Source organism: uncultured Kordia sp. (assembly GCF_947489565.1).
In the GTDB taxonomy this organism is placed as follows: Bacteria; Bacteroidota; Bacteroidia; order Flavobacteriales; family Flavobacteriaceae; genus Kordia.
In genome coordinates, this window is record NZ_CANLEA010000003.1 from 12,095 (window position 1) to 33,849 (window position 21,755).

The 21,755-nt window shown below is 33.2% G+C and carries 25 protein-coding genes; 13 read left to right on the top strand and 12 right to left on the bottom strand.

Annotated features, from left to right (window positions below):
- Window positions 1–235 precede the first annotated feature (235 nt).
- Entirely contained in the window at window positions 236–2,683 is a 2,448-nt protein-coding gene (locus Q0845_RS04770; protein WP_298509964.1) for a hypothetical protein, read from the top strand.
- A gap of 103 nt (window positions 2,684–2,786) precedes the next feature.
- Here the strand turns inward: Q0845_RS04770 and Q0845_RS04775 are convergent, their stop codons facing one another.
- The 5 genes from Q0845_RS04775 to lipB form a co-directional block, all read right to left on the bottom strand.
- On the bottom strand, window positions 2,787–3,839 hold the full coding sequence (locus tag Q0845_RS04775; protein ID WP_298509967.1) for a hypothetical protein: 1,053 nt from the start codon (window positions 3,837–3,839) through the stop codon (window positions 2,787–2,789).
- A 236-nt stretch (window positions 3,840–4,075) separates the two neighbouring features.
- A complete protein-coding gene (locus tag Q0845_RS04780; RefSeq protein ID WP_298509970.1) occupies window positions 4,076–4,561 on the bottom strand; it encodes a hypothetical protein in 486 nt (161 codons plus the stop codon).
- Between the two features lie 12 nt (window positions 4,562–4,573).
- Entirely contained in the window at window positions 4,574–5,068 is a 495-nt protein-coding gene (locus Q0845_RS04785) for a hypothetical protein (RefSeq protein WP_298509973.1), read from the bottom strand.
- Window positions 5,069–5,106: 38 nt separating this feature from the next.
- Complete coding sequence (locus Q0845_RS04790) at window positions 5,107–5,583, bottom strand: hypothetical protein (RefSeq protein ID WP_298509976.1); 477 nt, start codon at window positions 5,581–5,583, stop codon at window positions 5,107–5,109.
- A complete protein-coding gene (gene lipB, locus Q0845_RS04795; RefSeq protein ID WP_298510731.1) occupies window positions 5,580–6,293 on the bottom strand; it encodes a lipoyl(octanoyl) transferase LipB in 714 nt (237 codons plus the stop codon). Before lipB ends, Q0845_RS04790 begins: the two co-directional genes overlap by 4 nt.
- A 157-nt stretch (window positions 6,294–6,450) precedes the next feature.
- Between lipB and Q0845_RS04800 the strand changes: the two genes are divergently transcribed.
- Complete coding sequence (locus Q0845_RS04800) at window positions 6,451–6,669, top strand: hypothetical protein (protein WP_298509979.1); 219 nt, start codon at window positions 6,451–6,453, stop codon at window positions 6,667–6,669.
- Between the two features lie 58 nt (window positions 6,670–6,727).
- Here the strand turns inward: Q0845_RS04800 and Q0845_RS04805 are convergent, their stop codons facing one another.
- Complete coding sequence (locus Q0845_RS04805) at window positions 6,728–7,477, bottom strand: hypothetical protein (RefSeq protein WP_298509981.1); 750 nt, start codon at window positions 7,475–7,477, stop codon at window positions 6,728–6,730.
- Between the two features lie 24 nt (window positions 7,478–7,501).
- Window positions 7,502–7,660: a YqaE/Pmp3 family membrane protein gene (locus Q0845_RS04810; RefSeq protein ID WP_298509984.1), complete on the bottom strand. Its 159-nt coding sequence runs from the start codon at window positions 7,658–7,660 to the stop codon at window positions 7,502–7,504.
- Between the two features lie 171 nt (window positions 7,661–7,831).
- On the opposite strand from Q0845_RS04810, the gene lysS reads away from it, so the two are divergent.
- Both lysS and Q0845_RS04820 read left to right on the top strand, forming a co-directional pair.
- Entirely contained in the window at window positions 7,832–9,520 is a 1,689-nt protein-coding gene (lysS, locus tag Q0845_RS04815) for a lysine--tRNA ligase (protein ID WP_298509987.1), read from the top strand.
- 417 nt (window positions 9,521–9,937) lie between these two features.
- A complete protein-coding gene (locus tag Q0845_RS04820) occupies window positions 9,938–10,612 on the top strand; it encodes a hypothetical protein (protein WP_298509990.1) in 675 nt (224 codons plus the stop codon).
- 185 nt (window positions 10,613–10,797) lie between these two features.
- Here Q0845_RS04820 and Q0845_RS04825 read toward each other — a convergent pair whose 3' ends face one another.
- Complete coding sequence (locus Q0845_RS04825) at window positions 10,798–12,300, bottom strand: hypothetical protein (protein WP_298509992.1); 1,503 nt, start codon at window positions 12,298–12,300, stop codon at window positions 10,798–10,800.
- Between the two features lie 180 nt (window positions 12,301–12,480).
- On the opposite strand from Q0845_RS04825, the gene yiaA reads away from it, so the two are divergent.
- From yiaA to Q0845_RS04845, 4 genes are all read left to right on the top strand, one after another.
- Entirely contained in the window at window positions 12,481–12,957 is a 477-nt protein-coding gene (yiaA, locus tag Q0845_RS04830) for an inner membrane protein YiaA (protein WP_298509995.1), read from the top strand.
- A gap of 99 nt (window positions 12,958–13,056) precedes the next feature.
- Window positions 13,057–13,848, top strand: a complete 792-nt coding sequence (locus Q0845_RS04835) for a tetratricopeptide repeat protein (protein WP_298509998.1) — start codon at window positions 13,057–13,059, stop codon at window positions 13,846–13,848.
- A 103-nt stretch (window positions 13,849–13,951) separates the two neighbouring features.
- Window positions 13,952–15,241 carry a DUF2157 domain-containing protein gene (locus Q0845_RS04840; RefSeq protein ID WP_298510001.1) on the top strand — a complete coding sequence of 430 codons (1,290 nt, stop codon included), beginning with the start codon at window positions 13,952–13,954 and terminating at the stop codon, window positions 15,239–15,241.
- Between the two features lie 66 nt (window positions 15,242–15,307).
- Entirely contained in the window at window positions 15,308–15,862 is a 555-nt protein-coding gene (locus tag Q0845_RS04845) for a GDYXXLXY domain-containing protein (protein WP_298510003.1), read from the top strand.
- A 361-nt stretch (window positions 15,863–16,223) separates the two neighbouring features.
- Here Q0845_RS04845 and Q0845_RS04850 read toward each other — a convergent pair whose 3' ends face one another.
- Window positions 16,224–16,382: a hypothetical protein gene (locus tag Q0845_RS04850; protein WP_298510006.1), complete on the bottom strand. Its 159-nt coding sequence runs from the start codon at window positions 16,380–16,382 to the stop codon at window positions 16,224–16,226.
- 288 nt (window positions 16,383–16,670) lie between these two features.
- Between Q0845_RS04850 and Q0845_RS04855 the strand changes: the two genes are divergently transcribed.
- From Q0845_RS04855 to Q0845_RS04865, 3 genes are read left to right on the top strand one after another with little or no spacing between them, the layout of a single operon-like run.
- Window positions 16,671–16,970 carry a hypothetical protein gene (locus Q0845_RS04855; protein ID WP_298510009.1) on the top strand — a complete coding sequence of 100 codons (300 nt, stop codon included), beginning with the start codon at window positions 16,671–16,673 and terminating at the stop codon, window positions 16,968–16,970.
- Window positions 16,971–17,008: 38 nt separating this feature from the next.
- Complete coding sequence (locus Q0845_RS04860; protein ID WP_298510012.1) at window positions 17,009–17,368, top strand: hypothetical protein; 360 nt, start codon at window positions 17,009–17,011, stop codon at window positions 17,366–17,368.
- Window positions 17,369–17,385: 17 nt separating this feature from the next.
- Window positions 17,386–18,090, top strand: a complete 705-nt coding sequence (locus Q0845_RS04865) for a hypothetical protein (RefSeq protein WP_298510014.1) — start codon at window positions 17,386–17,388, stop codon at window positions 18,088–18,090.
- Window positions 18,091–18,092: 2 nt separating this feature from the next.
- On the opposite strand, the gene Q0845_RS04870 is transcribed toward Q0845_RS04865, so the two are convergent.
- Both Q0845_RS04870 and Q0845_RS04875 read right to left on the bottom strand, forming a co-directional pair.
- Window positions 18,093–18,749, bottom strand: coding sequence for an ATP-binding cassette domain-containing protein (locus Q0845_RS04870; RefSeq protein WP_298510017.1), 657 nt, complete (start codon window positions 18,747–18,749; stop codon window positions 18,093–18,095).
- Window position 18,750: 1 nt separating this feature from the next.
- The gene (locus Q0845_RS04875) at window positions 18,751–19,038 is read right to left on the bottom strand and encodes a hypothetical protein (RefSeq protein ID WP_298510020.1); all 288 of its coding nucleotides are present in this window, start codon (window positions 19,036–19,038) and stop codon (window positions 18,751–18,753) included.
- Between the two features lie 157 nt (window positions 19,039–19,195).
- On the opposite strand from Q0845_RS04875, the gene Q0845_RS04880 reads away from it, so the two are divergent.
- Together Q0845_RS04880 and Q0845_RS04885 are read left to right on the top strand one after the other, a co-directional pair.
- On the top strand, window positions 19,196–19,657 hold the full coding sequence (locus Q0845_RS04880; protein ID WP_298510022.1) for a hypothetical protein: 462 nt from the start codon (window positions 19,196–19,198) through the stop codon (window positions 19,655–19,657).
- A 100-nt stretch (window positions 19,658–19,757) separates the two neighbouring features.
- A complete protein-coding gene (locus Q0845_RS04885; protein WP_298510025.1) occupies window positions 19,758–20,093 on the top strand; it encodes a hypothetical protein in 336 nt (111 codons plus the stop codon).
- Window positions 20,094–20,459: 366 nt separating this feature from the next.
- On the opposite strand, the gene hemL is transcribed toward Q0845_RS04885, so the two are convergent.
- Window positions 20,460–21,746: a glutamate-1-semialdehyde 2,1-aminomutase gene (gene hemL, locus Q0845_RS04890; RefSeq protein ID WP_298510028.1), complete on the bottom strand. Its 1,287-nt coding sequence runs from the start codon at window positions 21,744–21,746 to the stop codon at window positions 20,460–20,462.
- Window positions 21,747–21,755: the final 9 nt, after the last annotated feature.

A 21,755-nucleotide genomic window follows, 5' to 3' on the forward strand; every position in this document is an offset into this window, starting at 1 on the left:
TCACTCATTCTACATTTGTATCCCTACATTTTACACCTATCTTCACTGTAAAGCGTAAAGCTTCTTAGTACATTCACGGAGTTTCTGTGTCTCTAGTACCTAGTTTGGTTATTGTTAATAAGAACTGTAATTCTATTGCTGTCATACTAATTCATAAATTAGTAAGTTTTATACTTTTGTAGATACATTACAAAAAGGGCAACGACATCGTACGATGTTATTAAATAGACATTACATGAAAAGAATTCTCATTCTTCTTCTTACCATACTTAGTATTGGCTGTACCACAGAAACTCCTAAAGAATATTCTTTATTAGTCTATGTGCCGCAAAACGCTGCTGCTATTATACAAATTCAAAATCTTGAAAGTTTCCGTAGCGAACTAAAGAACAATCAGTTGTTAAAATCATTTCGAAAACCGTCTTTCAAAAAAGATTTCAATGCTTTTATGGAGTATTTGCAATATATAAAACCCAATTCAAAATCGTTGGTATGCTTTAACGAACTAGGCAAGGATAATTTTGAATATACGTTTATCACAAAAATTCATCCTGATTTAATTGTCTTTGATTCTTTAGCGAAACCTAGCACTGAAAAAATTGACTATGAAGGGAATTCAATCTTAAAGACAACCTTAGGCGACCGTGTGAATTATACCTTTATTACCGATAGTATTTTTATAAATTCTTCTTCGGAGTTATTGATAGAAAATTGCATTCGTTCGTATCAAAAAGCAATCGTTCCTGAAACCCTCAAAAAAGTATATGCTACTATTGATGAAACGAAATCAGCCACCGTATTGGCAAATCCGAAATACATGCAACCTTTGCTGAAAAAGTTGTTTCCAAATGCTGCCACAAGCATGGTGACAAATTTTGGAGAACAAGCAGCACTTGACGTAAATATTTTACCTGACGAACTTTCTTTTACAGGAATTGTCACCGCAAACGATTCGTTATCGCATACGCTAAGCTCCCTGAAAAATACGGCTCCAAGGGAATACAAAATGGCAAAAGTGATTCCGCCATCTTTTGAACATTGTACGTCCATTACTTTTGATGCTTACGAGAAGTTTCACCCAGAAACTAAAAATTCACTATTAGATGCTTTAGAAGAAGTCACTACATTTACTTTTAACGGAAATACCTTTACAGGACTGCGTTTTATTTCTTCCAGCAATGAAGCCATTACACAATTACAAACAAAACCAGAAACGAGCACTGTTAGGAATACCAAAATTTATGAAAACGAAGATGATTTACTGTTCAAAGATCACTTTACACCTTTTATAAAACAGTTTGACAATCGTCATTTTGTCATTCTAGATGAATATATCATCTTTTCTGAGTCTGACGGATTGCGCACGTTGGCTATGATTATTGGTATGTATAAAGATGAACAAACGCTTTTTTATCAGAAGAATTATCAAGAAGTCATTGAGAATTTAAGTGATGAATCGTCATTACTTACCTTGGTAAATACAACACAGTTTAAGAAAACATTCGCGGAAAGTGCAGCCAAGAAATATCAAAAAGAAATTTCAAGCATTAATATTAGCGATTATCCTTTTGCCGCTTTGCAGTTTACCAACGAAAAAGGAAGCAATTATGCACATGTTCACGGAATTTTAAAACGTAATACTTCAAAACCATCAGAAAATACCGTTTCACAATTATTGAATGTCGTTTTGGACAATCCCGCAACATCTGATCCGCAGTTTGTAAAAAATCATATCACCAAACGAAAAGAAATTGTCGTACAAGACGATCAAAATGCGTTGTATTTGATTTCTACTTCTGGAAAAATATTGTGGAAAAAACAATTGGACGGTCAACTTTTAGGCAAGGTTTCACAGATAGATTTGTATAAAAATGGACGTTTGCAATTAGCATGTACAACTTCGCAATCTTTTTATGTGTTAGACAGAAATGGAAACGATGTAAAACCTTATCCGACAAAAGCGAAAACGACATTTACGCAACCTGTGGCTATTTTTGATTATGATGCATCGAAAAATTATCGTTTTGTATTTACGGAAGGAAACAAAGTGTATATGCGTGATAAAAAAGAAAAAACCGTGTCTGGATTTAAGTTTTCTGGATCGGAGAACGATTTTATCAATCCGCCACAACACTTCAGAGTTCGTTCTAAAGATTATATCACTTTTCAAGAAAGCAACGGAAAATTGCACATTTTATCACGTACAGGAAAACCGAGAATTACACCAAAGAAGAATATTCAATTTTCAGACAATATTATATACATTCACAACAACCTTTTCACGACTTCAGATCGCAAAGGTAATTTGATTCAGATTGACCAAAAAGGACAGTTTCAACAAACAAAACTTCCTGTAGAGGAAAGTCATGATGTAGTAATGACCAGCAAAACTTTGGTGAGTTTCTTTGAGAATAAACTACGCATCAAAGACAAAACCGTGGAACTCGACTTTGGTTCGTACAGCAAACCGAATATCTTTTATGTACGCAATAAAATTTATGTAACTATTACCGATAAAGATGCGCAAAAAGTATATTTATTTGATAGTAATGCGAAGCCAATTGCAGGTTTTCCAGCGTTTGGAAGTTCTGCTATTGATCTTGGGAATTTTGATAAAGACAATAAATTGGAAGTTGTGACTAAGGGAGAAAATAATACTATTTTGGTGTATAAGTTGAATTAGGTTTTGGGTTTTAGGTCTTGGGTCTTGGGTCTTGGGTAAAAAACATCCTTTTGAAAGCGTTTTTTCAAAAGAATGTTTGTTATAATTTAATACGATCTTTCTTTTAAAGATGTGACTTAATAAAGTCCCAAATTGCATGTAGCGCTTCGTCAATTAATTCTTGTGCCACAGAGAATTCTGTACCATCTGCATAACGAACTGGAGAACCGTTTCCATCAGGACTACAATGATTTACATCAATAGATCTACGCCAGTAATCTGCATGATTTCTCCATTCTGTCTGATTTACCTTGGTAGGAGCATCAACCCAAAGATTCCACGCTAAAACACTATCTACTTCTAATAAATTTCCAGAACCTATATTAAAAAGATTCATTACTAATTGGTTGAATTCATCAACGAAATCATCTCCTGTTTTTTGAACTTCTCCAATAATAACTTCCAAATTGGCATAATTCCACGCTACATTATTATGTAATGTAAATGAAGGCAAGTGTTTTAAAGCGTTTGGAGTGTACAACTTGTCTCTCACAAAAATAATTTCTGGATTGTCTACACCTGGCATCTTTATCGTACTGCTTGTATTGAGCTTAATTGCTTGATCTTTGTTAACTGGAAGGTGATGCAACTTATTTGCCTTCTCAAAAAGAAGCCAAAGAATTCTCCCCATCCAAGATAGGTTGGCATCTTTACTGAACCATATTTTAGGTCCAATAATCATATCAATTGCTAAACTTTTATCCGTTTCATTCACCCAACCTCTTTGTTTTACTACGGTAACTTCAACATTTATAGTACCAAAACCTGGAATATACGTTCCTTGTTGCGGACAAATAACTGCCCAATTTTGACCTGTACTATCATAACCTGCTCTTGAAATATCGGGCGCAAACATTTGAAAACATCTAGATTTTGGCTCATTATGCTTTGTAAGCCATGTAAACTCTGGCCACAATACACGCTGTTGTCTTTTAATTTTACCAATATTATCTAAATTGTCGGTCATTGGTAGTGAGCTTAAATCTGCAACACCATCTTTGTATTGCAACTCTGGATGCTTTTCTATAAATCCGCCTTTCCAACCTCTTGCCGGAATGTGATTTGGTGTAATTTTCTTTTCATCACATTTTGATTGTACTTGTTTTGAACTACTCATGTGTTTCGTTTTTATTTATGTTTTCTTAAAAATAAACAGAACACAATCAATACACACCCGTAGAATGTCTTGTTTTGAAATCCACGTAATTACACTCTTTCTTTTATTGAAAAAAGCGATCAACAGAAACATTTACAAAGTGTAATACACTGAAAAACAATGAAATTTCAAATACGCCTATGGTATAAATTTTAGCACGCAAGAAGACTTTTGCTTCAGAAATTTTAGCAAAATTATTAATACTCTACTTCTTCTCCAATATTGTCAATTTCTTCAATAACATCGTATTCTGAACGCAGACGTTTGATGCGTTTTTTTAATAGAGAAGCTTCTAAAAAACCAAAAAATCCAGGGATAGAAAACATGAATATGGTCAACACATCTTGTCGATTATACCCATATTCAATAAACCAAAGTAAAGAGTTTAATGTAGCACCCGCAACATATAAAAGAAACGTAGAAAAACAAACGGTGCCAACCCATAACAGTTTATGTACTTCTTTCTCCAAACGTTGCTTTTCTTTTCGTCTGTAGAAACGATATGTTTTAATATGATAAATGATGTTCACTATTGCAAAAATAAAGGCAAATCCGAAGTATATATATATTTCGAATGGGATTTGCACATTTTGCGCAGTAACCATAGCTTGCCACATAACATATACCACGGTACAGGTTATAATAAGCGAGACTATAATGAGTATGATTTTTAATACACGCATAAATCTTAGTCCTTATAAAATAGAATTATCGCCTATGTTCTCTAGTTCTTGTTCCAAAGATAAATTTTCGTGACGTTTTTGCACTCTTTGAAACATTAACAAGACTTCAACAACACTTAGCAGACTAAAAAACAATATAATCATAAAAATAATAAAACCATTCATATCTTGCTCAATTGAAGCATTTGTAGCATAAAAAAAGTTTACAAATGTCTCATAAATAAGGTATGCGATACAACTAGGAAAAATCAAAGCAGCGATCCAATATAATTTAGGAATGTTTCTTTTTCGTTTTATCTTACTGTAATATCGATAGGTTTTTACGTGAAATATCACCGCCAGAATTCCAGTTATAAATGCAATTACTAAAAGAATATAATCAAACGTATCTGCTGTTGTATCACGTGAAAATGATTCTACAAAAAGAAACAACAATCCTCCTAATACTATGAGCACATATGCAATGATAAAAACTTTTAGTATTTCTTGAATAATTGTTTTGGTCAATGTGAGTGATTTTGCGATTCAATATAAGACTTTCACTACTAAGATTCATGAAACCCTTTAATATTTTCGATTTCTTCGTGTTGTGCTCGTCTTCTTTTGTAGATGGTTACAAAACGATTCAACTTGTAGGTTTCCAACAGTGTCACCAATCCGAAAACAATAAAACAAATTGATAAGATGATACTTAAAGAATATATTGAAAAAGTGCCATTCACAATTTTTGGAAACAAAATTCCAAAACCTAATAATAGGTTAATGAGTCCGAATGAAATGTGTAATGCCCAATATTGTTTGGTGAGTTCATCTATCGTTTTTCCAAATATAAATAATGGATAATAGCTCAAGGTTTTGATATGAAAATAGATACTAAATGAACTTGTACACGCCAAGAAAAATAATGCTGAAACCGCACCTTGAAAACTCCTCAAGTCTAAATACATCACATAACTAAATATAAAAAGTAGTATGGTGATAATGATCGTAAAAATGAGCAATCCTATTTTAACAAGTTTCATTTTACGGTTTGATATGCAAGTTCAGCTTCAAAAAGTGTTTCAAAATGACGCAATAATTTTTCCTTTACTTTTGCTTCATCAACCTGCATTTTTCCAAGTTCAACATTTAAAGAAGTTACTGCTTTTCCTCTAATTCCACAGGGAATGATATTATCAAAGTATCCTAAATCTGCATTGACATTCAAAGCAAAACCGTGCATAGTTACCCAACGACTTGCACGTACGCCCATAGCACATATTTTACGTGCAAACGGTGTTCCTACGTCTAACCAAACTCCAGTTTCTCCTTCGCTCCTAGTCGCTTTCAAACCATATTCCGCCAAGGTCAAAATGATCATTTCTTCCAATAAACGCAAGTATTTGTGAATGTCTGTAAAGAAATTTTCCAAATCCAAAATAGGATAACCCACAATTTGTCCTGGTCCGTGATAAGTAATATCTCCACCACGATTAATTTTATAAAACGTAGCTCCTTTTGCGGCCAATTGCGTTTCATCTAACAATAAATTAGACATATCGCCACTTTTCCCTAAAGTATATACGTGCGGATGTTCGACAAATAGAAAATGATTCTTTGTTTCCAAACCTGCATTTTCACGTCGATTCTTAATTTTAGTATCTACAATTTCCTTGAATAAATCTTCTTGAAAATCCCACGTCTCCTTATAATCTTTCGTTCCTAAGTCCTGTATGTGTATCGTTTTGTTCAATGTCTGCATATTTTCAACTACAAAAATACGACATTACAAAATATCTATTCTTTTTAGAAACACTTTATTTAGAAATTGAAATCCATATTTCAGAAATTAACATGCCTACGCTCTCTGTAAATGTTGTTTTTTGTTATGAATTCTAAATAGAAACATCATGAAGAAAAAATCACTAAAATCATTATCCCTTAAAAAAAGTAGTGTTGCAAATATTACTGGAGGAACCGAAGATGCGCAAGCAAATCAAGCTGCAAATGCGATTAGTTCTATATGTCCAAATCCAACTATTATACTTACCATTCACTCCGCATTTCCTTGGGACTGCAGAACTTTATCCTGCATTACCGATTGCGAATGGTGTAAAATTTTACCGTAACAAAAAAAGAGGAATTACATAATTATAATTCCTCTTCTTCCTTGTAGTGTTTATTTTTTTATTTTTCTAACTCTACTTCAAAGTTTAATATTTCTGGATTGTCTACAAATTCCATAACATTCACTTCAAACACAAAACTCTTTCCATCTTTTCCGATCACAGCATCTTTTAAAGAAACTGATTTTATTTTTCTAGGAAAATGATAGTCCAATTTATATGAAGACGCAGCAAGTAACATTTCAGCTTGTCCAAGGTTTTGCTTGAGAGAATCTACCAATTTTTGATCCAATACACGGAAAGAACGTTTAAAGATATTATTCTTATAAGAATAGTCCATTTTTGTCAATTTATCGAAATCTACAGCAGCTAACGGATCTGATGCTCTCATGGCACTTCTGTCTTTAGCGATTTTCCCAATAGCTTCCATGCCTTCAAACATGCCTTTTATATCGCTGATGCTATTGAAATCTGCAAAAACATCAAAGTTCATTTTATTTTTATTAGCGTCTACCATCATATGAATATTCAACTTTTCTAAGTTTTTGATATTCTTCTGATCTTCTTTGGAAAGATTTGCAATATTAAATTTTGCTTTCCCAAGTACGTCTTTAAATGACACTATAGAATCGATAGGTTCTTCACCTCCAATTGGCAATTTATTTCCCATCATTGGCATTAAATCGGAACCATCAAGATATAATGACATTTTTCCTGTTCCGTCTTCGTTTACATAAATTGTTTCAGAGAATTCACAGCTTGTAAACAGTGTTGCAAATACGGCTAAAAGTCCTAAAAAGATTTTTTTCATAATTATAATTAAATTGTTTTTTTATTAGCGATCTGGATTATTTAAAATGACCAATGCAGCTATCGTTCCAGGAACCCAGCCACATATCCACAAGAGAAAGACTATTACCATAGATCCGCAACCTTTATCTAAAACAGATAATGGCGGAAAAATAATTGCCAATAATACTCTCCATATACTCATATTGTCTTTTTGTTTGATGATTGATGATACTAATATGACTTAAAAATGACGAAAATGTTACAGAAGTACTATTGTTACAAAGTTTTGTGACTTCAAATATTTCCAAATCAATACATTGGTATACTAATGAAATGTAATTATCTTTGCAAACTTAAATTTACACATAATATTATGCAATTATCAGAGCAAGAAATCGTTCGCAGAGAAAAACTTACTAAGTTACGCGAACTCGGCATTAACCCGTATCCAGCAAATTTGTATCCTGTAAATCACACTTCGAAACAGGTAAAGGAAACATTTGCAGAAGGTAAACAGGTGATAATTGCAGGTAGATTGATGTCGCGCCGTATTCAAGGTTCGGCTTCATTCGCAGAAATGCAAGATGCTGAAGGAAGAATTCAAGTTTATTTTAATAGAGACGAAATTTGTACAGGAGAAGATAAATCACACTACAATACTGTGTATAAGAAATTATTAGACATTGGTGATTTTATCGGAATTGAAGGAGAATTATTCACAACGAAAGTAGGTGAGCAAACTGTGATGGTGAAAAATTTCACGGTATTGAGCAAAGCTTTAAAACCATTACCACAACCACGAACAGATAGTGACGGAAAGATACATGATGCTTTTACGGATCCAGAACAAAGATATCGTCAACGTTATGCTGATTTGGTAGTAAATCCACATGTAAAAGAAATTTTTGTAAAGCGTACGAAATTATTCAACGCCATGCGTAATTTCTTTAATGAAGCTGGTTATTTTGAGGTAGAAACACCAATCTTACAACCAATTCCTGGTGGTGCAGCGGCACGTCCGTTTGTAACACACCACAATTCATTGAACATTCCTTTATATATGAGAATTGCGAATGAATTGTATTTGAAAAGATTGATTGTTGGTGGATTTGATGGTGTGTATGAATTCTCTAAAAACTTCCGTAACGAAGGAATGGACCGTACGCACAATCCAGAATTTACAGCTATGGAAATTTATGTAGCCTATAAAGACTACAATTGGATGATGGATTTTACAGAATCATTACTTGAACATTGTGCTATTGCCGTAAATGGTGAAACTACCGCAACGTTTGGAGAACATACAATTGACTTTAAAGCGCCATACAAACGTGTAACGATGACACAATCAATCATTGATTTTACAGGATTTGATATTACTGGAAAGTCTGAAGAGGAACTTCGTGAAGCTGCCAAAGGCATGGGAATTGAAGTTGATGAAACGATGGGGAAAGGAAAATTGATTGATGAAATTTTCGGCGAAAAATGTGAAGGAAATTATATTGAACCAACGTTCATCACAGATTATCCAAAAGAAATGAGTCCGTTGTGTAAAGAACATCGCGAGAATCCAGAATTAACGGAACGCTTTGAATTAATGGTTTGTGGTAAAGAAATTGCCAACGCCTATTCGGAGTTAAATGATCCTATTGATCAGCGTGAACGCTTTGAAGCACAGTTAAAACTTTCTGAAAAAGGAGACGACGAAGCTATGTTTATTGACAATGACTTTATTCGTGCTTTAGAATATGGAATGCCACCAACGTCTGGTTTAGGAATTGGAATGGATCGCTTGATTATGTATTTAACCAACAATCCATCTATTCAAGAAGTATTGTTCTTCCCACAAATGCGTCCAGAGAAAAAGCAAGTGGCTTTGACAGATGAAGCAAAAGCAGTGTTGGACTTATTGAAAAAAGCAGAAAAGCTTCCGCTAGCAGACTTAAAAGCACAAGCTGGATTGTCTAACAAAAAGTGGGACAAGTCTATTAAAGAATTGACCAAAAATAGTTTGGCTAAAGTGGAGAAAACTGACGACGGGCTTTTTGTGGAGATCGTTTAGTTTATAAAACGTACACTTCGACTTCGATTAGTGTACTTCACTAATAATATCAAAGGAACTGTAAATTTTGCAGTTCCTTTTTTTGTAAGGTGTTTTAAAAGGTTTCGTCAAATTTTATAATTGTTTTTAACCTATAAAACTTACCATCATGAATTTATACATTATATGCGTTGCTATCGTTTGCATTTCTTTGACAATTGATCATCTTATCTCTTTAATTCGAAAAACGTACCGATAAATTCACTAGATAACTTGTGACGATCTTTTTGCTAAGATTGTACAGTGTATAAAACATACACTTCGAGTCCGCTTAGTGTATTTTGTAAATAATATCTAAGGAATTGTAGATTTTGCAGTTCTTTTTTTTGTCATATATTTTTATATCTTGCTTGCCTTTAAAGCAAAATAAAATACACATTGAGAAACTCTAAATCTGTCTTCGGAATTATCATTACCGTCATTTTAGCTATCGGTCAAATTACCTTTGGAATTATTGATTTTTCTAACGATTCATCTTCCCAAATGGACTATCCAAAAGTTGATCCTGAAGTTAATAAGAAACTTGAGGATGATTTCATGAAAATGATTTCCAATGCTTTACTTACAGGAAAAATGTCACCAGGACAAGAACTGATGCAATTAGAAAAAGATTCCGTGTTTCCAGTTACAGAGAATGTTAAGGTGCATTTGTACAAAAAGTTTCATCTATATGATCCGGCTATAGCAACTACTGTTGAACTTTTTGGGAAATTTTCTAAGTATTATTTCTTTTATGATCGTGTTTCAACGTCTGCTTCAGAATCCATCGAAAATCAGTGGAAAAAATTACGCGTAAAGTCTGCAAAAACACAAGTTCCCGCAAGTAACTTTTCTCATAAGAATATAAAAAAGTATACTTCTAAAAACCTACACATAGAAGAACATACATTTACGATTTCTTGGGATCATATTGAAATGCAAGGCGTCGCAACTTTGGTAGAAACTGAAAACGATCGTTTTTTCTTTCACTTTGTTTCCAAAGAAAAAAAAGGACATAAGTTTGACACTTCTTTTCTAAAGAAATATATGGATCTTTATTTGAAGATTGAGTAGACTTGTTTAGACGCACTTTGTTTTTAGACTTGTTTCACTCTTAGACGCGCTTTGCTGTTAGACGTGGCTTCGCCTTTTGGTATTTTTTGAAACTTAGGATAAATTTTACCGAACGTCTTTTCGAGTGATTTTTGCAAAAAATTGTATCGAGAAATGTTTGATATTAGAATCGTCGTTGCTTTAGATTATTCAACTTTTACCAACTCCAACGTAGTTTGATATAAATCTGTTTTGTTCATTTTGGCTTTGAGCCATGCGTAAAAACTCATCACAAAAATATCTTCTTCAACACGTTCTTTCCATTGAAAAGAATGCGCAACGGCTGTGTGAAATTCCGCAGAAGTCACCGTTTCTGGCGCATGATAATATTCTTTTACAAACTTTAAAAAGGTAATGACACGCGCTTCTCCCGACTTTCTAAAAAACGGATAGTACTTTCGTTGGAAACTTGTAAAACGCGAATCGACATAGGAAATGTTTCCCAATTCAATATGTAATAACAATTCAATTAGATTCTTTTTAATGACCCAATCAACGCCCGTTTTTTCTTCGTACCATTTGTCGGTATGGTAAAATTTTGAGAACATTTTTTGCGCTTTTTTAAATTCGCCTTGCTGAAAATACAATACAATTAAACTTATATGCACATCCAACATGGCTTCCAAATCATACTTTTTCAAATCGATCACTTCTTCCAATAATTGAATCGCCTTTTGCGCATTTCCCAAATAGTTATGATTCAACGCTAATAAACATTGATAGGACAGCAAAGAATCTTTGTAATAACGCTGTTTTTGTTGCTCCATCGCCGTTTTCATACGTTCTAAATAAGTCAAACTTTGGGCAAATTCTTTCTTTCTAAAGAAAATATTCGCGATGAGATATAAGACTTTGATATGGTAAAATAAATGCTTGTCCGTTTGTTTTAATCGGTTCGAAATGGCGTTGTAATTCTCTAAAATAAACGGTTCAATCGCAAAATAGGTTCTATTAACTGCAGCAATTGAGTTGACAATTTGTGCTAATTGATACAAGGATTTATAGGACAATCCGATTTCCTTTGAAATTCCAAAGCGTTCGTAGGTTTCCTGAATTAGACTTTGAAACGAGATAATTTCGCCTTTATATACTACTTTTTGTACTTCTTCCTGAATCACAGCATATGCCATATTTAGTTTTTCTTCTTGCAAAAAATCTTGTTGGTTCGCCGTACATTTTTCAATTAACACTTCTAATGGTGGTGCAAAATTAGTTCTGTGCGCATATTGTATTTGCGTGTGATATACTTCGTTCAAAAGTGAAAAATGCTGAATATCGCTTGCTTTCTTTTCCGCTTTGTCTAAAATTTTAAAAGCCGTTTTGAATTGTTTTTGGAGTAATAGATTCCGTGCGACTAGAATACGTTTGGTAATTTCCAATTCATCTGAAACTTCATGCGTCAAACTTTGGGTTGCCATAAAATCGACCAATGAACTCCATAAACGTTTCCGCAATCCGTGATAGGCCGTTTTATTATCTTTTCCATATAGTTTTTGCGGAATTTCTTTTGCGGGATATTTCGCGAGTAGCAACTGAAACAACTGCACATTCTTCGTGTCGTGTCGCTTGTTTTTATATTTCAGATATTTTACAAATTCCTGCTGTTCTTCTGTTGAAAATTGAGAAATAATAACATCAATTGCAATCATTATATCGACTGTTTTTATTTAATTAAAATACTTATAGTCAATATTTTAATTATTATTTTACACTATAAATATAGTCCTTTTTTATGAAAATATAGATTTCGTAGTCAAAAATCCGATCGCATATTTGTCCTGTAATCAAAACAAAAAAACGAATCAATTTACATTTAAAATCAAACCATTATGGAACAACAAACATTTTTAAGTTCAGAAGAAAAAACAAAGAAAACGAAAACAGTAACAAACAATCAGGAAAGGAATCCTTTTAAACCAACGCCAGCGTTTATATCTGCATCTTGGGCAGCATTAGCTATCGGAATGATTTCGTACTGTATAGGATTGTGGAAAGCAACGATGGAGTTGAACGAAAAAGGATACTACTTCACCATTTTACTCTTCGGATTATTCTCCGTGATTTCAGTTCAAAAAGCAGTAAGAGATAAGATGGAAGGAATTCCAGTTACAGAAATTTATTATGGAATCAGTTGGTTTACAACCATTGCAGCAATTCTATTACTCGTAGTCGGATTGTGGAATGCAGAATTGGAATTGAGTGAGAAAGGATTTTACGGAATGTCGTTTACCTTAAGTCTATTTGCATCTGTAGCTGTACAGAAAAATACCAGAGATATGCACGCTTTAAAAAATCAAAACGCCTAAATGTGGGTTGATTACCAGAAACCTTGCAATAACAAGCGAAAGCAGTTGTTGCGAGGTTTTATTTGATCAAAAACGAATCAATACATAAAAAGATAAAAAATGAATCCACTAAAAATATCTCTAACAATAACTTGCCTTTTGCTGTCGCTTTTAGGTATTGGACAAAATAATCCAATAGAATTATATCGTACAGGGAATTCCAATTTCAAATCTGGGAATTATGAAAAGGCCATTGCCAATTACACGGAATTAATGGAAACCGTTGATAAAAAAATCGTCCAAAAAAACTGTTATATAAATCGCGGACTTTCATACGACAGACTTCAAAAATATGATTTAGCAATTGCAGATTTTACAGAAGCGATTCAGTTAGACAGTACAGATATGGCTTCTTTTATTGACAGAGGACTTTCAAGAATGCATGCCGGCTATTTGGAAAAGGCAAAAACAGACTACAACTATGTTGTTAACAAAAACAACAATTCTAAAATGATGGAATCTGCATTATATTGGCTTGCCCGAATTCACTACTCGCAAGGAAAATTTAAAGAAGTCATAAAAAACTGTGATCAGTATTTTGCAATCAACTCAAAAGATCCAGAATTGTATTTTATCCGTGGAACTGCCAACGATATGCTCGGAGATTTTAAACAATCCATTAAGGATTATAGTAAAGCAATTGAACTAAAGCCAACGTATGTGCAAGCAATTGCTAATCGAGGAACTGCAAAGATTAATCTTTTGACTACAAATGGAAATTTACAACCCAATAAAAAAGACACAAAAAGCGCTTGTCAAGATTTGAAAAGAGCGAAAGCATTGGGAGATGATGTCATTGATGATCTGATTTACATTTATTGCGATAGAAAAGAAACAAAGAAACGGAATTAAAAACCTTGTAATGACAAGCAATTCTTATTGTAGTTGTTATAAGATTTTATTTGAAAACATATTTTATCACTACATTTAACTAATACATTTTAAGTTTAATACTATGAGTTTAAAAATCACAAGAGCGCTGCCCGAATTGGTCGAAAACGATATTATTACGGACGAGATTGCTCAAAATATAAAAGCCCATTACGAGAAACATAATATAAATGATTCCAACAGATTGGTGACTATCTTCGGAATTTTGGGCGCTACTTTAGTCGGATTAGGAATCATCTTGATCATGGCACACAATTGGGATCATTTTCCAAGAATTATCAAAGTTATGCTAGCCTTTCTTCCTATGTTGGTAGGGCAAGCAATTTTAGGATTTAGCATTGTAAAAAGCAAATCTACTGCATGGAAAGAAGCCGCCACAGTATTCTTATTTCTCTCCGTCGGTGTCTGTATTGCTTCCGTAAGTCAGATATATCATATTTCTGGCGATTTAGAATCGTTTTTATTGGCTTGGGTTGTACTCTGTACTCCGCTCATATATGTTACCAAATCGACTTCTGCAATTATCTTACATTTAATTTTCATCACCTATTATACCTTTGAGGCTAATTTTGGAGTTCGAACAGGTTCTTTAGCTCCACTATACTACCTTATTTTATTAGCAATTCCGATTCCGCGTTACATTCAATTATTAAAATCCAATGTAAAATCGCCAGCCCTTATTGCTTTTCATTGGTTATTTCCATTAAGCCTAATGCTTGCGCTTCCGCTTTTTATTGGCAGCGCCTACTTTACAGGTCTTTTAATTTATATACTTCTATATGGTTTATTTTATAATATTGGAAAACACAGCTATTTCAAAAATGCTTCTTTATGGCAAAACGGATATTTATTTTTAGGAGCAATCGGAACTATTTTTCTATTATTTGCAGCTAGTTCTCGCATGGCTTGGAGAATGTTACAATATGCAAACAAGTTTGACACAAATGAAATACTCATCTGTCTTATACTATTAGCTGCTATATGTTTTGTTTTGTATCGAAATTCGAGAACAACAACATTCATAAAAGGCGATTTATTTCAATATATCTTCTTCATTTTTGGAATCATTTTCTTTATCTCAAATGAGAGTGGTGTCATTGCAACTTTAATGATAAATATCCTAATTTTTGCAATAGGATTAATGTTGATAAAAACAGGTGCCGACAATGTACATTTTGGCTATTTAAATAGTGGAATGCTGGTTCTTGCTGTACTAATTGCATTTCGTTTTTACGATACAAATATAAGTTTTGAACTACGCGGATTGCTCTTTGTATTGATTGGCGGAGGATTTTTTGCAGCAAACTATATCAAATTAAAAAAACAAAAGACTCGCAATAACAGTAAAACTTAATCAGAACATCATTAAATAGCTAATTGTCGTTTCTGCAAAAGCAGGAATTCATAAAAAACAAATACAATGAAAAAAACACATATATACATACTTTTTGGTTTGATGGTGATTGCTCAAATTTTCGCTTCTGCACAAATTGTATATAAATACGAAAGCATTATTTCTCCTGAAAATGTGTACAAATTCAAAACGGCTCCAATAGATCCGAATAATCCATTTATGGGAAAATATGTAGACTTAAACTTTGAAATGAACTTTTTTGTCACAGAAGATACCGACTGGCATTATGGGCAAACAGCCTATGCGTATATCTCAAAAGATGAAAATGGATATGCAGTTTTAGAAACCTTATCTAAAGAAATTTTACCAAATAGCGAATTTGACTATGTAGCTGTAGAAACTTCCCGTCATTACCATGAAGGCGTTCGTTTTCAATTTCCATTCAACACTTATTATATGAAAGAAACGAAAGCTTATGATGCTGAGCTATTATACAGAAGAAATAATAGAACTGAAAATCAGCAAGATGTATATGCAATTGTGCATATTAAAAACGGAAATCATGTACTTACGGATGTTATTATAGATGGCGTTTCTTTAAAAGATGCTGTTGAAGACTAATCTCCTTTTAACTGTTACAAAAAACACTTAAATAAATTATAAAAGCACCATCTTTCTATTGAGAGAAGATGGTGCTTTTTGCTTTAAATTCTTCTTTTCATGATTTCCCTTTTGAGGTAAAAACTCAAATTTTTCTTCATTTTTTTGTTAAAGGTCTAACGTTTGCAAAAAAATCAACGCTTATAAAGTAATTCAGCACTTGTATTGAATTATTACATACTTTGATAAAGAAATACAAAATTCAAAACCTCTTTTTAATAACTAAAATCATTAAAAAAGCATCTCGTATGTAAAAAATGTAATGTAATAAACATAAAAAAAGCGAACCGAAGTTCGCTCAATTTTAGATTCATTTCTAAAGTTACCAGCATCCTTCAGCTTCAGGACGCGAGAGTCTACAATCCCAATTTCTAGTAGGTCCACAATTGTCTGAAGGACAACCACCTTTAACAGCTTGATGTTGGAACTTTGAAATAGCTTTTTTGTTCAGTTTCAATACTGTAAGACTTCTTTTTTTCATGATTTATTGATTTATGGTTAATAAGAATTAAAAAGTATAAAAACAAAATAAAAACCTCTTACGGTATCACCGTAATTAACATTTTAAGCTATTGTATAACAATTAATTATTAATTTACGAAAGATCATTTCACAAACACTTTTTCGCTTCAAGAAAGTAACATGAAAAAAAAATTAAAGTTTGTGATTTTTGCACTAAAAAAAGAAGATTATATGTCAGCAATCTTCTGGCAGGTAATTTTTTGTATTTTCAACAACAATCAGAAAAACATTCTGAAAATGATATATTATGTCATATAGCATACTCACAAAAAATCTAAAAAACGAAATAGATGAAATTCCTATTTCTACACATAAACTCTTTCATACGTATTGGTTGCCATTATTTGAAAAACAGCAATGTGAAAATTTATTGAATTGGAAATATCCACATGATTTAGAAGCTGATGAAATTCAAAATGTTATAGTAGAATGGGAAAGGTTGCTTCCATTCATTTCTGGAACTTGGGAAAAAGAAAGAGCTAATTTTATCTTGAAGAAACTGAAAGAAATCAATTATAATGAATATCAATATATTAGTTTTGGTTAAACTCTAAAGGAACGAATAAGCGTCTGATATTTTAAGATATGAATTATAGATTTGTAAAAAAGAATAAAAGTACTTTAGAGAATCCAAGTTATGATTTTGGAGTTGATTTAGAAAGTATAGAGAAAGATGAGGAGTTTTCACTTTCTAGTTTTGATTGGTCTGAATGGAACGCATCAGAAGTCCAAAATATCATTGATCGCACCAAATCATTAACTGGAGAAGATTTTTTTGACTATTATGTAGACGGAAGTGAACTAAGAATTTCCATTGATAATGAATACGCCTTATTCTTTGATTGGAGAACAGAAACAGCCGACGATGATTTTAGATGGACAACAACAAAGTTTTTGGAATTTATGGAAGCTTTCAAAGTTTTTTTACAAAGTGAAGGCAGATAAAACAAGTATATACAACCATGAAAAAAATAACACTATTACTTTTAACCATTTTCCTTTTTAGCTGCAAAGGGAAAGGAATTCAAGAAACAGAATTCACGTATACGTTATCTCCAAACGAAACGTATTCGTATGCATTTGTGCTGAAATCTAAAATATTAACGATCACACAAGAAGTTGATTTTAAACTAGTAAAAGCAACAAATGATACCTTGCAGCTGGAAGCCGAAATTAAAGATATGAAGTGGAAAGATGATGGCGGAGAACTAGAACAGGAAACCAATCAATATTATAAAGATCGATTTATCAATAGACCTTTTGTGTTTTCGATAGATACGCAAGGAAAGGTTCTGCAAAATCTAGAATACAAAAGCGGTCGTCAAGGAGAAACAGTGTTTGATATCAATAATTTCTTTATGGAATTGCCTGCTGGAATTCAAAAAACAGGAGACTCTTGGACACGTTTGAGACCAGCTGTTGATTTGATGTTTACAAAAATCGATTCCAAATACACACTGCTGGAAATCGAAAATGATAGCTTGGCACATATTAAAGTTCATAGTGAACTTAAAAGTGATGACGAAAATAGCAGTTTTACCAAAAACCTAAAAGGCAGGTATATTATCAATACCAAAAACGGATTGCTAGAAGCTGGAGAACTTGAAATGGGCGGATTTAATGGTTTTAGCAATATTTCAGGAACAATTCGTATTTATAAAAAGTAGTTTTACAAACTTCCTTGCGAAATGTATTTATAATCTTCCAACTCCGTGAGTTGTTGAATGCGCTTGGAACTTCCGTTTTTAATTAAATAGATCTCATCTGACACTTCGGTAATATCTCTGTAATAATGATCGATAATGACAATGATTTTTTGCCGTTTTTCTGTTTGAATCAGCTTTTTAATAGCTTCAATTTGTATAGGAGAAATATGTGAAAAAGGTTCGTCAAGTAAAATGATTCTAGCAGGTGTTTTTAAGCTAAGAAAGACTTCTATAATACGGCGTTGTCCGCCAGAAAGATGTCCAAATTTTTGCAATAGATCAAAATCATCTTCTACAAAAAAGGAACGAAAATCTTGTTCTGAAACTTGATACAATTGCAATGCTTTGCGAATGGACATAAAATCTGGAATAAAATTATGCTGCGGCAGATACTTTACAATTCCAACAGTGTATAGCTTTTTCTGAATCACATTTCCATCAACCTTAATCAATTTGTATTTTGATTTTTCAGATCCAAAAACAATTTTTAACAAGGTGCTTTTTCCACAACCATTACTTCCTAAGATTCCTGTAACTTGTCCTTCTTCTGCTTTCAAGTAAACTCCATATAGTAACTGAATGTCTCCAAAATATTTTTCTATGTTGTCAACTTCGAGCATCTTATGAAAGTATAAATTGAAGTACTAAAATATCTATCGTAGATAAAAGAAGTAACAAACCTACAATAACACCATCGCTCATTCCTAAATTATACAAAAAATACAAGGTACTTTGATTGTTCATTTTCTTCATGATGAAAAACACAACAGGCAATACAATTTTCATCGTAATAATTAAAGGTGCTAACGGCAAAGAAAAGAGATTACACAATACATAACTAACGGTCAAAAATGAAGTCAAAATCAACAGTTCTTTCGCATAAAAAAAGACATAAGTAATGTATCTCATAAAAATAATATCTACACTTTCAAAGAAAAGCAATTCATTCAAGATGAATCGTTAACAACACACTAAAGACTGTTAAACAATTCCCAAAATAAAAATACTATTAAACCTTTCGCAAAAGCAAAAGTCCTAGAAGCAAATATTTAAAAGAACAGAACACATGAAAAACATCATTTATGCATTGGCAATACTATTCTCCCTAAATGTAGTTGCACAAGAAGGATCTGAACGTTCAGACAAAAAAGGAAAAAGGGAAATGAGCAAAGAATTTATGCAGAATTTGAGTCCCAAAGAACTTGCCACCTTACATACAAAGAAACTCACACTAGCATTAGATTTATCAGACAAACAACAAGCACAAGTTTTAGCTTTACAAACAAAAGTTGCTACAGAACGCAAAGCGAAAATGGAAGCGCATAAGGCGAAGAAAGAAAAAGGAGAAAAACCTTCAAAAGAAGAACGTTACAAAATGATGAATGAGCGTTTAGATGCAAAGATTGCCTATAAGAAAAATATGAAAGAGATTCTCTCTGACGAACAGTATACACGATGGGAGAAAATGCAGGCACGTAAAGGAAAAGGTAAGAAAAAACGAAAAGGAAAGCGCAAAAGACAAGAGTAGTGTTTCAGAAAAGAGAAGTTAAAAGGCTTCTCTTTTTTGTTATTTCTGTACAATTTTAGTATTATTGAGGTATTATTTAGCTAAAACCAACCAACAAGTTATGAAAAAATATATTACACTATTCACGTTTGTATGTGTATTGTTTCTAGGAATGCAAACTGCAACAGCTCAGGAAACTCCTGAAACTAAGGCAAAAACAAAAACCCTAGAATTAGCAAAATCAGTTGAACTTTCTGATGCACAGATAAAGCAAGTATATGCTGTTTACTTAGCATACGAAAAAAATAATCGTGTTGAGAATGCTGCTGCATTAGATAAAGCAAGAAGAGACATTAGTGCTTTATTACATCCAGAGCAACAACAAAAATTCAAAGCTCGTTTTGTGAAAGATAAAGAACGTAAGAAGAAATTAGCCAAAGGAAGAGGCGCACAATAAGGAACACTCTACTTTTATAAAAATATAAAACTCGGCAATTTGCCGAGTTTTTTTATGTCCTTTTTTATCAAATGTTACTTCAATTTCTATGACAAGAGCAAGTGATTTTAATTAAAGCTTTATTTCATATTAATTATGATTCGTCCTTACGAGGAAGCGTTAGCGACGTGGTAATCTGTTTATTGTAAAACACACATGCGTTCTTTGAAATATAAGATTGCTTCACTGCGTTCGCAATGACGAATCATGATAGTATTGCTCATTTTTAAATCACCAAATTGATGTATTATCACATAAAAAACGATTGTCACTTCAAGTAGTAAATTTATAATACCGAAAAGCACTTTAAATAACTCTCGTATGTTTTTACAACTCTTTCGCTACTTCTTCAATCGCTTGAATGGTTTTGTCTAAGTCTTCATAAGATAATGCATCTGACAAAAACCAAGTTTCAAACGCCGATGGCGCAATATAGATTCCTCTATCTAACAATCCGTGGAAAAATTTCTTGAATGAATCGTTGTTTCCTTTTGCAGAAGAAGCAAAATCAGTGACTGGCGCTTCGCAAAAATGTACCGAAATCATAGAACCAATCCTGTTGATTTGATGTGTAACTCCTGCTGCCGTCAATACTTTTTCAATGCCTTCGTGTAAATATGCTGTCTTTTTTTGTAGGCTGGTAAAAACCTCATCTTTTTGATTCAACTCTTCCAACATCGCCAATCCTGCTGCCATTGCGAGTGGATTTCCACTTAATGTTCCTGCTTGATATACAGGCCCAAGAGGTGCCAAATGACTCATAATTTCTTTTCGCGATGCAAAAGCTCCAACAGGCAATCCGCCTCCAATTACTTTTCCAAAACAAACAATATCTGCTTTGACTCCAAACAATTCTTGAACGCCTCCTTTTGCCAATCGGAATCCCGTCATGACTTCATCAAAAACTAATAAAATACCATGTTCGTCACACAAAGCGCGTAATCCTTCCAAAAATCCTGCTACTGGAGGAATGCATCCCATATTTCCTGCTACAGGTTCTAAAATGATACATGCAATTTCTCCTTCGTTTTGCTGAATAATTTCTTTTACATTTTCCAAATCATTGTAACGTGCTAGCAACGTATCTTTTGCAGTTCCTTGCGTGACTCCAGGACTGTTTGGACTTCCAAAAGTAACAGCTCCACTTCCTGCCTGAATTAAAAATGCATCGCTATGTCCGTGATAACAACCTGCAAATTTGATCATTTTGTCTTTTCCAGTATATCCTCTTGCCAAACGAACTGCGCTCATACAAGCTTCTGTTCCACTGTTTACAAAACGAATCATATCAATATTAGGCACCATGGAAACGGCGAGTTCTGCTATTTGCGTCTCAATCGCAGTAGGCATTCCAAAAGAAGTTCCTTTCTTGGCTTTATCTACGACAGCATCAATCACAGGCTTGTGTGTATGACCTAAAATCATCGGTCCCCACGAATTAATATATTCTATATATTGCTTATCATCTTCATCAATGATATAAGCACCTTTGGCTTCTTTCACAAAAATTGGTGTTCCGCCAACAGCTTTAAACGCTCGAACTGGTGAATTTACACCACCAGGAATCACTTTCTGTGCTTCTGCAAAGAGTGCGCTACTACGTTTATATTCCATTCTATTTTT